The organism is uncultured Campylobacter sp., from assembly GCF_937996225.1.
Taxonomy (GTDB): Bacteria; Campylobacterota; Campylobacteria; order Campylobacterales; family Campylobacteraceae; genus Campylobacter_B.
Genome location: NZ_CALKTC010000020.1, coordinates 73,223 through 87,692, shown reverse-complemented (window position 1 = coordinate 87,692; position 14,470 = coordinate 73,223). Strand labels below are relative to the sequence as shown.

The window sequence follows — 14,470 nt, the reverse complement described above, 5'->3', positions numbered from 1 at the left end:
CCGTCGAACGCGCCGCCGCAGACGAACAAAATATTTGTCGTATCGATCTGGATGAAGTCCTGATTTGGATGCTTGCGGCCGCCCTTTGGAGGGATGTTTACGACGCTTCCTTCGATGATTTTAAGTAGCGCTTGCTGCACCCCTTCACCGCTTACGTCGCGCGTGATGCTGCGGTTTTCGCTCATTCGCGCGATCTTATCGATCTCGTCTACGAAGACGATACCGCGCTGCGCCTTCTCTACGTCGCCGTCCGCGGCCTGCAAAAGGCGGGTGAGGATATTTTCTACGTCCTCGCCGACGTAGCCCGCTTCCGTTAGGCTCGTAGCGTCGCTAATGGCGATCGGCACGTCCAAAAATTTCGCCAAGGTCTGCGCCATAAGCGTCTTACCGCTGCCGGTAGGGCCGATGAGCAAGATATTTGATTTTGAAATTTCGGTATCGTCGCCCTTTGCGTCGGTCTGCCTGAAAATTCTTTTGTAGTGATTGTAAACGCCGACGCTAAAAATTTTCTTAGCGCGCTCCTGACCGATGACGTAGCGGTTTAGAACCTCCATCAGCGCCTTTGGCTTGATAGCCTCGAAATCGATCTCTTTATTTTGATTTTGTACCGCCTCATTTTGACCCTCGCTGCCGTGGATAGCGGCATATGCCATATCGATACAATAGCTGCAGATAGCCGCCGTACCGTCGTCGTTAGGATAGATACGACGTCCGTCCGCGCCCGTCTCACCGCAAAAACTGCACTTGTTTGCCATTAAATTTTACCTTTATCTAGCGGAATCCCGCGTTTTGTGTTGATTATAAACTCGCACATCTTGCGCACGTTTTGATCGCTCGTTTCGTTTAATAAAATTTGTGCCTGCTCCTTTAAACCCCCGCCTTGGTTGAATAAAAATTTATACGCCCGATTTATCGTCTCGACCGTCTCTTTATCGAAGCGGCGGCGGATGCCCGTTAAATTTAGCCCGCGAATATAGGCGCGATTTCCCTCGGCTAGACAAAACGGCACCACGTCCTGACTAAGCGCGCTAGCCCCTGCGATCATGCAGCTCTCGCCGATTTGGACGAACTGATGCACGGGGGTAAGCCCGCCAATAACGGCATAATCGCCCATTACAACGTGGCCTGCGAGCGTGGCGTTGTTGGCTAGGATTATGTTGCTGCCCAGCACGCAATCGTGCGCGATATGGCAATACGCCATCATAAAGAGATTATCGCCGATGCGCGTAAATCCGTCGCCCTTATGCGAGCCCGAGCTAATCGTGCAAAACTCGTGAATCGTAGCGTTTTTGCCGATGACTAACCCCGTTCGCTCGCCCTCTTCAAAGCTCATATCCTGCGGAATTTCGCCCACGATCGCGTATGAAAAAATTTTAGAGCCCTCGCCGATTTGCGTATCGCCGATGATGCGCGCGCCCTGCTTGATCGTGCAGCCGTCGCCGATTTTAGCCTGCGCGCTTATGAAAGCATACGGCTCGATTACAACCTCGGCTCCGATCTGCGCGCCGTCCTCGATGATCGCCGTGTGGTGAACTTTAGCCATCATTTATCCATTATCATCGCTTGAAGTTCCGCCTGCGCGGCCAATGTGGCGCCGTCGTTGATATAGGCTTCGCCCTTTAGCACCCAGATGCGTCCGCGATGTTTGATTACGCTGATGCGATACTCAAGCTTATCGCCGGGGCGGACGGGACTTCTAAATTTAGCGTTGTCGATACTCATAAAATACACGACTTTGTCGCTTAGATCGACGCCGTCTTTCTCCATGCTCTTAAACGCCAGCACGCCGCCCGCCTGCGCCAAGCCCTCGATTATCATTACGCCCGGATAGATCGGGTGGCCTGGGAAGTGGCCCTGAAAGATCTGCTCGTTGTAGGTTACGTTTTTATAGGCCTTGATACTTTCGCCGATGCTGAGCTCTTCGACGCGATCTATCAACAAAAACGGAAAACGATGAGGTAGGATGGAGAGGATTTCGTTTATATCTATCATTGATCTGCCTTTTTTAGAAATTTTGGAATCTTATCAAATTCTTACTAAAATTTCCCTAACGTCTAAAAATATGCGCGAGAGCCCGTAAATTTGAACTTTGGCGGCTCTTATCTCGTCCGTGACGATAATCGGCGAGAGCGAGCCCGCAGCGCACAGGGCGGCACGAGCTTTATTTTGGCGCGCAAGACTCGGCGGATTTTTTAGCATTTCGGATACGCTTTTGAAATTTGATCTTGAAATTTCGTTAAATTTCGCCAGGCTTAAAATTTTAATCTCGCCCTTGTCGCTGCAAAAAATTTCGCACTCCCGCTCTATGCTAAACTTCACGTTTTCGCGCGTAAAATGCGAGCCAAATAGCACAAACGAAGGCGCGACCTTGCCGTCAAATTTAATCCATGCACGGAGCAGGCGGTAATTTAAAAACTGATCGCGCAGCACGCTAAATTTAACCCCTTTTCTTTCGAGCGAGCAAAGCTTTTTGTAAAATTTCAACTTCTCCTCTACCGAAGCGGGCAGGATTTGCCGATCGATCGACGACATTAGCTCGTAAATTTCGGCGCCTTGGGCTAAATTTTGCTTCAAATCCGCCGTCAGACTTCCGCCCAAATTTCGCTCAACCCTTTGCTGATCATTCCGCTGCGCCGCAAGCGCGTAGATGCAGCCGCAGTAGTTTTGATGATAGAGCGCGTCTTTTTTCGCGAGCGCAAACTGCTCGTTCGTGCCGCCGTTTTTGCGAAAATCGGGCGCGATAAACTCCAGTCCGCAGCGCTCGCAGATGCGCTGTAGCGAGGCGCAGAGCTGAGAGTGCGATTTTTTGGGACTCATAAGAAGAGTCGTGGTGATTTTACGCTGGCCCAAACTTAGCGCGAGCTCGGCCGTTTTTTGCATACGAAAATCAAAGCAAAACTCGCAGCGCGCGCCTTTCTCGGGCTCATTTTCAAGCCCGCGCGCGCCGTCTAGCCAGCCCTGTAAATCATACTCGCCCGGGATAAATTTAATCCCTAAATTCTCGCAAACCCGCTTCGCGTCGTGCATTCTAAGAACATATTCGCCATAGGGGTGGATGTTTGGATCGTAGAAATAGCCTATTAGCGGCTCTTGCGTGAGCTCTTTTAAGCGGCGCAAAAAATAATCGCAATCGACCGAGCAGCAGATGTGAACCAGCAAAATTTAACCCTTTGCACGAAATTTTTGGATATAATTTTACGCTATCAAAATTAATGAGCGGAAAAATGAAAAATTTTTTTATAAAACACTGGCGTAAGTTTGCTTGCGGCTTGGGCGGATTTGCGCTATTTTACGTGCTTGCGGGCTTTTTCGGCGTGCCGCTTTTTATCGAAAAGGCGCTGCCTAAAATTTTAGAGGGCAGAGCAAGCTTTAGCGTGCAAGATGCTAAATTTAACCCCTTTACCTACGAGCTAAACGTTACCAAGCCGGAGCTTAGCACCTTTAAGCCGCTGTTTAGCGCCGATGAGATAAATTTAAAAATCGGTTTTTCAAAGCTTTTTAAAAAGACTCTCGCGGTAGAAATTTTACATCTTAAATCCCCTAAATTTCACGTCGAGCGCGAGCAAAACGGCACCTTCAATTTTGAGCCGCTACTTTCAGAGCAAAAGAGCGAAAACAAGGATGAAAACTCCAGCTTCAACGTCACGCTGAATAATTTTAAGATCGAGCGCGGCTCTCTGGGCTACGTCGATAACTCCCTAAAAAGGCCATTTTCGCTCATTTCGACCGAGCTAAATTATGAGATCAACGGACTAAATTTAAAGGATGAAACGATCGGCGAGCACGATTTAAGCGCCGTTTCGCGTACATACGACGCGCTGAGCTTCGATGGAGCCATCGACCTGGCGCCTCTTCGTCTACACGGCAAGGTAGATATCTCGCGACTGAAAATCGATCCGTTTTGGCTATCATACCTCGATCCTAGCGGCGTGCGGTTTAAAAACGGCTTCCTTTCCGCCGAGCTGAATTACCGATTGAGCATCGATGAAAATATAAAATTTGCGCTTGAAAACTCAAAGCTCGAGCTGCAAAGCCTAGAAATTTTGCAAGATCAAAGCTTAATTTCGCTAGACTCGCTGAAAATCCCGAGCTTTGAGCTGAATACGGACATCTCGAATGAAATTTCAGGCAAAGTGGTAATCCCGCAAGTGCTAGTTTCAGGCGCAAAATACGATATGAACGAAACCAAAATTTCCACGGGTTTTGAGGGCGCACGGGTCGCGGATTTTGCGCTGGATTTTAATAAAACGGGGGCAAACTTGCGGCTAAACTCCGCCGTAAAAAGCGTAGATCTAAACCGCTCAAGCTTTGCAAACCCGCAAATTTCGGTCGTCTCAAACGATACTAAAATCACGGAAAATTTCTTAAAATTTAACGCCGAAGGTAACGATACGGCCCTTCATACGGGTTTTGGCGCCTTTAGTATCGCGGATACGCAGATTACGCTAGCACGCAGCGATAAAATTTCGGTCGCCGCAACCGAGCTGGGCGCATTTAGCTACGACAAAGAGGGCATGCAAAACGGCGCAAGTCTGAAGTTTGCTAAAATTTCAAACTCCAAAATAGCAAACAAAAACGGAATTTTTAGCGGATTTGAAAGCTTCGGCGTGCAAGGGGTGAAATTTAACGTCGCGGATCTCGATCTGGGCGTGGATAAAATTTTGCTAAACGAGCCGTTTTTCAACTCGGAGGTGGACGCTGACGGAGCAAAAAGCATAAACGATCTGGCGATCTTAAGCGCGATCTCTAAAAATCCCGCAAGCTTCAAAAAAACGGCAAGCTCTAGCGCCTCAAACCAAGCGGATGCAAATTCTACGGCAAGCGGCGCAAATTCAGATTCTAAAAAGCCCTCTAAAAGTCCCGTTTTAAAATTTAAGATCGGCGAGGCCTCCGTAATGGGCGCAAAGGCCAAGATCGACGAGAGCTTTATCGTTAAAAACAACGTGCACGAGATCAAGGATTTCAGCGCCACGCTAAGCGGGCTAAGCTCGAATTTCGCCGAGCCCTTCGGTATCAAAGCAAGCCTTATCACGGGCGAAATCACCGCTAACGCGGACGGTAAGGCTAGCATCGCGCCGCTTAACGTAGGCGTGAACTTCAGCCTAAATGCACCAAATTTGAGCGTTTTTAACAAATATGCAGCGGAATTTATCGCAGGCTCCATCGCCGGCGAGCTCGCTACGCAAGGGCAGCTGAAGTTTTCAAACGCCTTCTCGCTCGAAGCAAAGCTTTCAGGCAAAGGCTTGGCGCTAAGCTCGGGCAGGGATAAAATTTTCTCCCTTGCGTCGCTGAATGTCGCGCAAATCGCGCTAAGCCCAAGCTCTCTCACACTAAATAAGATCGCTCTTGGCTCACCCGCGGCAAATATCTCGCTAAATAAAGATAGGCGTTTAAATTTGCTCTCGCTGATAAAGCCCGCCGCGCAGGCAAAACAGGCCGCAAAGCCCGCCGAAGCGGCACCTAGCAGACCCGCAAAAAGCAAGGCAAACTTTGCGTGGAGCGTAAAAAATATCTCGCTTAGCGGCGGAAGTTTAAATTTCACCGACGAGAGTCTAGCAACGCCCTTTAAACTGCGCATCAGCGATATGAAAGCAAGCATCAGCGAAATCAGTCCGAAGCGAGCGGCGGATATCAAATTTAGCTCGCTCGTAAGCGGAAGCGGGCTAGCGAGCATCACGGCGCGCGCCTATCCGCTGGATTTTAAACGCAAAAGCGATATAAACGTCGTTTTAAAGGAGATTCCGCTTGCGCCCGCATCGCCCTATACCGCCAAATATATCGGCAATGAAATCGCGGGCGGCAAGTTAAATTTAAAACTTGCCTACAAAATCGACGATGGCAAGCTAAACGCAAGCAATGATCTAAATTTAGACCGCTTCGAGCTCGGCAAAGAGGTGCAGAGCAAGGATGCGCTGAGTCTTCCGATCGGTCTAGTCGTATCGATCCTAAAGAACAGCGACGATCAGATCGATATTAGCTTGCCTCTAAGCGGCACGCTGAGCGATCCGAAATTTAGCTACGGCGCGCTGGTTTGGGGTGCGGTCAAAAAGCTGCTATCTGACATCGTGTTAAGTCCGTTTAGATTTATGGGAAAGATCGCAGGCGTGGATACGAAAAAGCTCGAAAGTATCGATTTTGAGGCAGCGAGCAGCGAAATTTTAATCAGCGAAAACTCTAAAATAGATGATTTAGCCAAGGTCGCAAAAGCTAAGCCCGATCTTAAGATCATCCTAAACTCTGCGTACAACGAAAAGCTCGATACTCACGAGTTTCAAAGGCGCTCGCTGCAAAATGCCCTCACGCTGATGTCTAATAAGCAGGGGCTCTCTACGGATGAAGCCATAGCGGCGCTTAAGATCAAATACAGCATCAAATCCGGCGGCGATGAGGCGATGGAGGAGCTGATAGCAGCGCAGAAATTTACCCGTTCGCGTCTTGATGAGTTAGCCCTTGCTAGGGCGGCCGCCGTGCAATCAGCACTCGTGCAGCGCGGCGTAAGCGCCTCTCGTATAGAGATCAAAAAACCGAGCGAAGCGGAGCTTAAACAAAACAGCTTTATCCCGCTAAACCTGGGTCTTGAAAATTAGCGTAAGCAAAATTTGGCTATACTAAGCGGACTAAATTTAAAGGAACGGCGATGATAAATATAGGAATTCACGGCGGAAGCGGCAGAATGGGCACGATGATCTACGAATGCCTGAAAAATTTCGATCAGGCACGAGCAAGCGTGATCTACACGGTCGCGCCGCTTGATTATACGCCGAGCTGCGCCGTAGTAAGCAGCTACGACGAGCTTTTTAGCAGCTGCGACGTCGTGATAGACTTCACGATCCGAGACGGCGCGATAAGCTTAATGAAATTTGCGCTTTCGCACCCAAAGCCGCTTTGTATCGGCACGACGGCTCTAGGAGAGGAGGGCGAGCGGCTACTGCGCGAGTGCGGCGCAAATATGCCCGTGCTGCACGCTACGAATATGAGCCTAGGCGTCGCGGTGCTAAACAAACTCGTAGCGCTTGCCAGCAGGAGCCTGCGCGATTTTGACTGCGAAATTTTAGAGATGCACCACCGCCACAAAAAAGACGCCCCGAGCGGCACGGCGATGAGCCTTGCGGAAAGCACCGCAAGCGCGCGCGAGCTAAACTTAAAAGACGTGCGCGTAAGCGGTCGCGACGGGCTCATTGGCGAGCGGAGCAAGGACGAGATCGCCGTGATGTCGCTACGCGGCGGCGATATAGTCGGACGCCACACCGTGGGATTTTACGGCGAGGGCGAGTTCATCGAGCTAAATCATACGGCGACTTCGCGCGCGACCTTTGCCAGAGGCGCGATAAAGGCAGCGGTATGGCTAGCGGCCCAAAATAGCGGGCTTTACGGCATAGACGACTGCTTAGGAATCTAGGCTTTGCGGCTAAATTTAAGAGGAAAAAATGCCAACCAAAGATGAAATTTTAAATTTTTTGCGCGAGCCAAAGCCCGAGCTTGAAAGCTTTGGAATTTACAAAGTCGGGCTATTCGGCAGCTACGCCAAAGGTAGAGCAAATATCGCCGAGAGGTTTAAAATTTCAGCCGATCTATTTGATGAGGCGCCGGCAACATGCCGGACGGCAAGCCGTCAATGATAAAACAAAATATAGATAAATTTCTAAAAAATAAAATTTAAGAGGTTAGAAAATGTGCGCAATCGTGGGAGTCATAAATTCCGAAGGTGCGGCTAAGACCGCGTATTACGGGCTTTTTGCCATGCAGCACCGCGGCCAGGAGGCAAGCGGCATCAGCTCGAGCTTTAATCATCACATCAAAACGATCAAAGCCACGGGGCTCGTGACGGAGGTTTTTAGCCCCGCGAGTTTTGAAATTTTAAAGGGCAACATCGCGATCGGCCACAACCGCTACGGCACCGCGGGCGCAGATAGCCTAAAGGATGCGCAGCCTGTTGCGGGCAACTACGCACTAGGGGAGATCTCGATCGTTCATAACGGAAATTTGATCAATAAAGACGAAATCCGCCGCAAGCTTGTAAGCGAGGGGGCGATCTTTCAGTCCGGCATGGACACCGAAAATATCCTGCACCTCATCGCACGCAGCAAGCAGGAGCATCTAAAAGACCGCATCGTCGAGGCGCTACAGCAGTGCGTGGGCGCGTATTCGCTTCTGATCCTGAGCCGCTCGAAGATGTTTGCCGTGCGCGATCGCTACGGCGTGCGTCCGCTTAGCATCGGCAGGCTCAAAGACGGCGGCTACATCGTCGCGAGCGAGACCTGCGCGTTTGATCTCGTAGGAGCCGAGTTCATCCGTGACGTAAAGCCCGGCGAGATGGTGATCTTCGAAGAGGGCAAGGATGAGTTTAGCTCGGTTCAAATTTTAAAAGCCGCGGAGGCTAGAATTTGCGCGTTTGAATACATCTACTTTGCGCGCCCAGACAGCGTCGTAGAGGGCAAAAACGTATATGAGGTCAGAAAAAAACTGGGCGCGGCGCTCGCGCGAAAATGTAGGAGTTTAAAGGCTGATTTCGTCGTGCCTGTGCCCGATAGCGGCGTACCGGCGGCGCTGGGTTTTGCGCAAGAGAGCAAAATCCCCTTTGAGATGGCGATCGTGCGCAACCACTACATCGGCCGCACCTTCATCGAGCCGACGCAAGAGGTACGAAATTTAAAGGTCAAACTCAAGCTAAATCCGATCGGCGCGGCACTGCACGGCAAGAGCGTCGCGGTGATCGACGACAGCATCGTGCGCGGCACCACGAGCAAAAAGATCGTCGAGCTTCTGCGCCATGCGGGCGCAGCGCGCGTACATATGTGCATCGCAAGCCCCGAGCTAAAGTATCCCGAGCGCTACGGTATCGACACGCCGAGCGTGCGCGAGCTGATCGCCGCGAATATGAGCACGGATGAAATTTGCAAATTTATAGGCGCCGATAGCCTCACGTTTCTTAGCGTGCCCGAACTCGTAGAGGCGCTTGGGGGCGAGCGCAAATACTCGCTCGTAAGCTTCGACGGCGATTATTTCATCAAAGATTAGCAAATTTAAAGGAGCAAACTATGACAAAATTTAAAATTAAACGCGTCTATGAGAGCGCGGAGGAAGAGGATGGTTTTCGCGTGCTTTGCGATAGGCTATGGCCGCGTGGCATAAAAAAAGACACGCTGGAGCTTGATATGTGGGCAAAGGACATAACGCCTAGCACCGAAATACGCAAGCTTTTCGCGCATAAGCCTGAGAATTTCGCCCATTTTAAGGAGCTTTACCTGGCTGAACTTGAGCAAAATCCCGCCGTAGCTGAATTTTTGAAAAAGGTTAAAAACGAGCCGGCCGTCACGCTGCTATATGCCGCAAAGGACGAGCACTGCAACCACGCGATAATTCTGCGTGATTTTCTGCAAAGCAAGGTGCGCTAAAATTTTGCGCTCAAAGCGCACTGCCCGCCATATTTTAAAGCAAATGTAAAACCGCCTCGCTCGCCAATTCACTCGTAAAACCGATGTGCGAGGCGCAAAATTCAGCGAACAGGCGTGAGCGGAGCGCTCTTAAAGCCTTGCCAGACCCGATTTGAGATAAATTTTCTATCCGGATGTACACTTCACAGATGCGCATAAAACAAACGCTAAATTTTGCGTCAGAGCTCTAAAAAACGCAGAATTTTATAAAAAGCAAATAAAATTTCAAGGAAAATAACTCGATTTAATATATGCAAATTTAGAATTTCATCTATTTTTTAACGCTATTTTTCATAATGCAAGCTAGGAATTTGAAAAGTGAGCTTAATATAAATTCGCAACAAATCAAATTAATTTCTTACACGCAGCATTTTTAAATTTCATTTAAGGATTTGCCGCTAACATTGCTCGCAATTTTTTACAAGGAGAAACTATGGCAATAAGTGCTAGAAATCAGCTTCACGTCGTAATCAGCGATGTAAAAACAGGTGCGGTAAATTCGCTAATCACAGCTAAAACCAGAGGCGGCGACGTGCTAAAAGCAACCGTGACGGTTGATTCTGAAAAAACTTTGGATTTAAAAGCCGGCAAAGAGGCAGTATTTTTATTCAAAGCCCCGAATGTCATCATTTCAAAGGGAGAAAATGATCTTCGCCTAAGTGCTGCAAATCAACTAAAAGGCAAAATCACCGCCGTTAAAGAGGGCGCAATCAATGCTGAAATCGATGTCAGAACCGCAGGCGGTGAGAATCTAAGCGCGATCGTCACAAACAGCTCTGTTAAAAATTTGGCGCTAGCAGTCGGCGACGAAGTAACTGCGATCATCAAAGCTACTCAAATCATCGTCGGTGTAAAATAATTTTGCATTGCGCGAAACGATGTGCACGCTTTAAATATCGCAAAATAAAGGAGCGAAATTTTATAAATTCTGCTCCTTCTTCAAAAATCTCTTTTGATAAATCAAATTTCGTAGCAGCTCAAATAACGCTATAAGCGGTCTTTTCTCTCATGCGCGCAGATGCACCCCGCGCGACATTCAGCCCCAATCACACCAAGAACGGTCTTGCCCTATTTTACCGCAGTGCGAATTTTGCGCAGGCTTTGCATCTATGCAGCAGGTAAGCCCACGCGCGATATATTTATGAAACGCAGACCCGCCCTTGCCCCGCTCGCTCGCTTATAGTAATGTGCTTTCATATTTTGCGCGCTCGCGATGCGCCGCCGCTTTGCGCAGTAGCGATCGATCCTCGCGCAGATGTCCACACCAAGAATGAGCCGATCTAGATCATAGCGGCACACACTAACCGCCGATAGATAGCAGCACGGACAGATCATCGAGCCGATCGCCTTGCCCTAAACCCGAGCGTTTTTTGAGCTTTTACCGATCGGCTCGTTAAAAGGCGTGGATTCCGCGAATAAATCACTCTCCTAAAATTTTGGCTCGTAGCCGCGGGTAGCGGGCATTTGCTTTGCTAAATTTGATACTCGCCGGGACTCAACTCGCCTCGCAACAGCTTACCAAAGCGTGCGGTTGCAGCCTCTACGGCATCGTCGCCAAACTCGCCCGGCTCAAACCCGCTGCTGATAAACGGCACGGCAAAGTCCATCCCGCAATAGTTTGCCGTGATCTTAAGCGGCGTTAAAATTTCATCCAAGCTAAAGCCGATAGCGCCCTGCTTAGAGTACTCGCTAAGCGGCGTACTAGCACTTAGCGCAAGCTGCAAGACCTTGCCTTTAAGCACGCCGGAACCCACCAACTCGTGCGAAAAGACGATGTCGATATAGGCTTTTAGCATAGGCGGCACGTTTAGCCAGTACATCGGGTACAAAAATACGATGCGGTCGGCGCCCAATAGCGCGTCTTGCTCTGCGCGGACGTCGATACGCGCAAAATCCGAGCCGTAAAGCCCCTCTAAATGGCGTACCTCCACGCCGGCGGTGCCCTTTGCGACCTGCGATAGGGCTTTGTTCACGCGCGAGGCAGCGAAATTGGGATGCGATAAGATCACGAGCGTTTTCATCTTGTCTCCTTCGTTAAAATTTTAAGCAATCATATCGTTAAAAAGCTAAGAGTAGATTAAAAAAAAAGGGGGGGGTAGAAAATGAAGAGTTATTTTTTCTTGTGGGGAATTTGAATTTGTGCGGCACGATAGATACGAGGCGCTCTCGTACCATACTGCCTCAAGGCATGTGCAACAAATGTTTTTACGCGTGCCGTAAAGCACAAGCTTCCAGGATTAGTCTCGTCTAGAACGATCTGCTTACGATCCGTCCAATGCGCGCGCAGCTACGGCGCGGAGCAAAATTTTATCCAAGCAAGGATAAATTTATGAAAAAAGATTAAAATTTAGCCGCGATTTGGGCTACGAGCCCGAAAATTTCAAAAAAAGGAAACGATATGCAGAGAAAAACACAGATCGAAGACGAGTTCAGCGCAGAGGATCGCGAGCGCAAAATCACGCTGCAAGCGGGAGACGCGGCGCCCGAGTTTAGCTTGCAAAACGCCGACGGAGCGAGCGTCGCACTAAAGGACTTCGCGGGAAAAAAGGTCGCGCTGTATTTTTACCCCAAGGACAACACCCCCGGCTGCACGACCGAAGCGTGCGAATTTAGCGCCGCATACGATGATTTTATCGCTGCAGACTGCGTGATCGTCGGCATCAGCCCCGACAGCGCCAAATCCCACGCGGGCTTCATCGCCAAGCAAAGCCTAAAGCACATCCTGCTGAGCGATCCGCAGCACGAGGTAGCCAAGCTATACGGCACGTGGCAGGTGCGCAAAAACTATGGGCGCGAGTATCTGGGCATCGTGCGCTCGACCTTTCTGATCGGTGCGGACGGCAAAATTTTAAAGGTCTATAAAAGCGTCAAGGCAAAGGATCACGCCGCAAAGGTGCTCGCGGATCTGCTAGCTACGGGGAAATAAAGCGCTAGGCGGTGTTTTGAAGCGGGGCTCTGGCGCATTGAGCGCCAAGCTTTAATTATGAAATTTATGCACTGAATTTGCTACGGAATTTCGGCGTCAAAATTTAAGCGCCGAAGCTTCGGCATTAAAATTTAGTCTTGAAATTTTGCCTCTAAATTACGCCGCTCATTTGAAAGCGAAATTCTAAGGCGGGGCTATATCTGCGGATTTTAGCGGTAAATTTATCGCCCTAAACCAAAATTTTAAAGGAAAAATATGAAAAATTTAATCATTCTAGCCCATCCGGACATTAAAAATTCGATCATAAACAAACGGTTTTTGAAAGAGGCCGCCGCGCAAAATTTCGCCGTGCGCGACCTAGCGCGCGAGTATCCTAGCGGCGAGATAGACGGCGAGCGCGAGCGCGCGATAATCAAAGCTCACGACGCGCTGGTGCTGCAATTTCCGCTGCATAATTTCTCCTCACCCGCGATTTTAAAAAGCTGGATCGATGCGACGATGACGTATGGATTTGCCTACGGGCGAGCGAGCGAGGGCATGCGCGGGCGCGCCGTGGCGCTGGCGGTGAGCGCGGGCATCAAGCGCACCGACTACGCGCCTAGCGGGCGGTATCATTTCACGATGGAGCAGATTTTAGCGCCGTTCGAGCTGGCATTCCGCTACTATTTTCATGCAGACTGGCGCGGATTTTTCGCGTTTTACGGCGCCGAAGAGACGCCGGGTGTCGATTATCAAAGTAGTGCCGAGCAGATAGAAAAAGGCGCGGCGGAGTACGCGGAATTTTTAAGGAATTTAAGCGCAAAGGGCGGCGCGGGTAAAGAATTTTAAGTTAAAACAAGTGTTTTGCCTGTAGCGGGTCTACTCGCATATATCATATATCTTGATAAAAAATTTATGCTAAAAGGCAAGCCCTCATTTTAGAGCTAAATTTTAAAATTTAAACCGCCTTGATCTAGCCCACAAGCTAGCTAAAAGCCTGTGTCTCACAGCTCAAACGCGAGACGACGATTTATAGATAAATTTGCAACGGCGCAGAAAAGGATCTCGCACTGCGCTCAAACATGAGATGGCAGAATTTACGAACTTGGAGTATGCATTTTACGGCTCAAACGAGCAAGCCTTTAGGTTTCCGCCCGCTAAGCCTCTTTTAAACCATTCTTTGCGCTGTGCCGAGGTGCCGTGCGTGAAAGAATCGGGCACGACGCGACCGCTAAATTTACGCTGCAACGTATCGTCGCCGATCGCGCTGGCGGCATTTAGCGCCTCGTCGATGTCGCCCGCCTCCAGCACGCGCCCTGTTTTTGCGAGATAGTGCGCCCAGACCCCCGCGTAGCAGTCCGCCTGCAGCTCGACTTTGACCTGAAGCGCGTTTTGCTCGGCTTCGCTGCGAGCGCGCTTTTTAAGAGCGCTAACCTGCTCTAGCGTGCCGACTAAATTTTGAACGTGATGCCCCACTTCGTGCGCGATGACATAGGCCTGCGCGAAGTCGCCGCCCGCTTTGTACTTATTCGCAAGCTCGTCAAAAAAGCCGAGATCCAGATAAATTTTGCGGTCCCTCGGGCAATAAAAAGGTCCCGTCTGCGCGCTCGCAAAGCCGCAACCGCTTGCGATCTGATCGCGGAAAAGCCGCAAGCCTGGCTCCTCGTAGCGCGCGCCCGCACTTTTAAATATCTCGCCCCAAACGTCTTCGGTTTGAGCTAGCACTACCGAGACGAAGGCAAGCTTTTCTTGCTCCTGCGGGCTATCGGTCGGCTCTCTCTGCGTGCTAGCGCCCCCGTCTAAAAGCGCCAAAGGGTTGTAACCCATAAAATACGCCACCACGCCGATTACAAGCACTATGCGCCCGATCTTTGAGCCGAGCAAAAACCTGATGATCGGGATCAGCATCCCAAGCGAGCCGGAGCTCGTGCGCATGCTGCTTGCGCGGTCATCCTCCACGTTTGAGCTTCGTCTGCCGTCTTGCCATTTCATGTTTTTCCTTTAAAATTTTGAGCCATTATACTAAAATTTTAAAAGGAACTCCGCCTTGCTTTTACAAAAACGATGCGCGCGTAGCGAAATAAATCTGAAATTTTGCTTATTTTAAATTTCTTTTAAGCTGTTTAAAATT

At 49.8% G+C, this 14,470-nt stretch carries 14 protein-coding genes; 8 read left to right on the top strand and 6 right to left on the bottom strand.

Annotation, left to right across the window (positions count from 1 at the left end; genetic code table 11):
* From clpX to Q0174_RS03175, 4 genes are all read right to left on the bottom strand, one after another.
* Positions 1-755 (bottom strand): ATP-dependent protease ATP-binding subunit ClpX (gene clpX / locus Q0174_RS03190; protein ID WP_298041660.1); only part of this gene is annotated, 755 nt, incomplete at its 3' end.
* Positions 755-1,543, bottom strand: a complete 789-nt coding sequence (gene lpxA, locus Q0174_RS03185; RefSeq protein ID WP_297990079.1) for an acyl-ACP--UDP-N-acetylglucosamine O-acyltransferase — start codon at positions 1,541-1,543, stop codon at positions 755-757. The genes clpX and lpxA, both read right to left, overlap by 1 nt.
* Positions 1,543-1,992 carry a 3-hydroxyacyl-ACP dehydratase FabZ gene (fabZ, locus tag Q0174_RS03180; RefSeq protein ID WP_291938488.1) on the bottom strand — a complete coding sequence of 150 codons (450 nt, stop codon included), beginning with the start codon at positions 1,990-1,992 and terminating at the stop codon, positions 1,543-1,545. The genes lpxA and fabZ overlap by 1 nt, the downstream gene beginning before the upstream one ends.
* Before the next feature lie 33 nt (positions 1,993-2,025).
* A complete protein-coding gene (locus Q0174_RS03175) occupies positions 2,026-3,159 on the bottom strand; it encodes an epoxyqueuosine reductase QueH (protein WP_298041659.1) in 1,134 nt (377 codons plus the stop codon).
* A 65-nt stretch (positions 3,160-3,224) separates the two neighbouring features.
* Here Q0174_RS03175 and Q0174_RS03170 point away from each other — a divergent pair, with 65 nt between their 5' ends.
* From Q0174_RS03170 to Q0174_RS03145, 6 genes are all read left to right on the top strand, one after another.
* A complete protein-coding gene (locus Q0174_RS03170; RefSeq protein WP_298041658.1) occupies positions 3,225-6,587 on the top strand; it encodes a DUF748 domain-containing protein in 3,363 nt (1,120 codons plus the stop codon).
* A 50-nt stretch (positions 6,588-6,637) separates the two neighbouring features.
* On the top strand, positions 6,638-7,399 hold the full coding sequence (gene dapB / locus Q0174_RS03165; protein WP_298041657.1) for a 4-hydroxy-tetrahydrodipicolinate reductase: 762 nt from the start codon (positions 6,638-6,640) through the stop codon (positions 7,397-7,399).
* A gap of 28 nt (positions 7,400-7,427) precedes the next feature.
* Positions 7,428-7,619, top strand: a complete 192-nt coding sequence (locus tag Q0174_RS03160) for a nucleotidyltransferase domain-containing protein (protein WP_298041656.1) — start codon at positions 7,428-7,430, stop codon at positions 7,617-7,619.
* A 52-nt stretch (positions 7,620-7,671) separates the two neighbouring features.
* Positions 7,672-9,018 (top strand): amidophosphoribosyltransferase, encoded by a 1,347-nt coding sequence (gene purF / locus Q0174_RS03155; protein WP_298041655.1) that lies wholly within the window; start codon positions 7,672-7,674, stop codon positions 9,016-9,018.
* A 20-nt stretch (positions 9,019-9,038) separates the two neighbouring features.
* On the top strand, positions 9,039-9,395 hold the full coding sequence (locus Q0174_RS03150) for a DUF488 family protein (protein WP_298041653.1): 357 nt from the start codon (positions 9,039-9,041) through the stop codon (positions 9,393-9,395).
* Positions 9,396-9,867: 472 nt separating this feature from the next.
* Positions 9,868-10,293 (top strand): TOBE domain-containing protein, encoded by a 426-nt coding sequence (locus Q0174_RS03145; RefSeq protein ID WP_005869837.1) that lies wholly within the window; start codon positions 9,868-9,870, stop codon positions 10,291-10,293.
* A gap of 613 nt (positions 10,294-10,906) precedes the next feature.
* Here the strand turns inward: Q0174_RS03145 and Q0174_RS03140 are convergent.
* Positions 10,907-11,455: an NAD(P)H-dependent oxidoreductase gene (locus tag Q0174_RS03140; protein WP_298041651.1), complete on the bottom strand. Its 549-nt coding sequence runs from the start codon at positions 11,453-11,455 to the stop codon at positions 10,907-10,909.
* A gap of 377 nt (positions 11,456-11,832) precedes the next feature.
* Here Q0174_RS03140 and bcp point away from each other — a divergent pair, with 377 nt between their 5' ends.
* Positions 11,833-12,360: a thioredoxin-dependent thiol peroxidase gene (gene bcp / locus Q0174_RS03135; RefSeq protein WP_298041649.1), complete on the top strand. Its 528-nt coding sequence runs from the start codon at positions 11,833-11,835 to the stop codon at positions 12,358-12,360.
* A gap of 255 nt (positions 12,361-12,615) precedes the next feature.
* Positions 12,616-13,188, top strand: a complete 573-nt coding sequence (locus Q0174_RS03130) for an NAD(P)H-dependent oxidoreductase (RefSeq protein WP_298041648.1) — start codon at positions 12,616-12,618, stop codon at positions 13,186-13,188.
* Positions 13,189-13,458: 270 nt separating this feature from the next.
* On the opposite strand, the gene Q0174_RS03125 is transcribed toward Q0174_RS03130, so the two are convergent.
* Positions 13,459-14,331: a neutral zinc metallopeptidase gene (locus Q0174_RS03125; protein ID WP_298041646.1), complete on the bottom strand. Its 873-nt coding sequence runs from the start codon at positions 14,329-14,331 to the stop codon at positions 13,459-13,461.
* Positions 14,332-14,470 lie beyond the last annotated feature (139 nt).

Excerpts from the sequence above, each read along its gene's own strand:
- lpxA (WP_297990079.1), bottom strand. The coding sequence starts at position 1,543 with ATGGCTAAAGTTCACCACACGGCGATCATCGAGGACGGCGCGCAGATC.
- fabZ (WP_291938488.1), bottom strand. The coding sequence starts at position 1,992 with ATGATAGATATAAACGAAATCCTCTCCATCCTACCTCATCGTTTTCCG.
- Q0174_RS03170 (WP_298041658.1), top strand. The coding sequence starts at position 3,225 with ATGAAAAATTTTTTTATAAAACACTGGCGTAAGTTTGCTTGCGGCTTG.
- dapB (WP_298041657.1), top strand. The coding sequence starts at position 6,638 with ATGATAAATATAGGAATTCACGGCGGAAGCGGCAGAATGGGCACGATG.
- Q0174_RS03160 (WP_298041656.1), top strand. The coding sequence starts at position 7,428 with ATGCCAACCAAAGATGAAATTTTAAATTTTTTGCGCGAGCCAAAGCCC.
- purF (WP_298041655.1), top strand. The coding sequence starts at position 7,672 with ATGTGCGCAATCGTGGGAGTCATAAATTCCGAAGGTGCGGCTAAGACC.
- Q0174_RS03150 (WP_298041653.1), top strand. The coding sequence starts at position 9,039 with ATGACAAAATTTAAAATTAAACGCGTCTATGAGAGCGCGGAGGAAGAG.
- Q0174_RS03145 (WP_005869837.1), top strand. The coding sequence starts at position 9,868 with ATGGCAATAAGTGCTAGAAATCAGCTTCACGTCGTAATCAGCGATGTA.
- Q0174_RS03140 (WP_298041651.1), bottom strand. The coding sequence starts at position 11,455 with ATGAAAACGCTCGTGATCTTATCGCATCCCAATTTCGCTGCCTCGCGC.
- bcp (WP_298041649.1), top strand. The coding sequence starts at position 11,833 with ATGCAGAGAAAAACACAGATCGAAGACGAGTTCAGCGCAGAGGATCGC.
- Q0174_RS03130 (WP_298041648.1), top strand. The coding sequence starts at position 12,616 with ATGAAAAATTTAATCATTCTAGCCCATCCGGACATTAAAAATTCGATC.
- Q0174_RS03125 (WP_298041646.1), bottom strand. The coding sequence starts at position 14,331 with ATGAAATGGCAAGACGGCAGACGAAGCTCAAACGTGGAGGATGACCGC.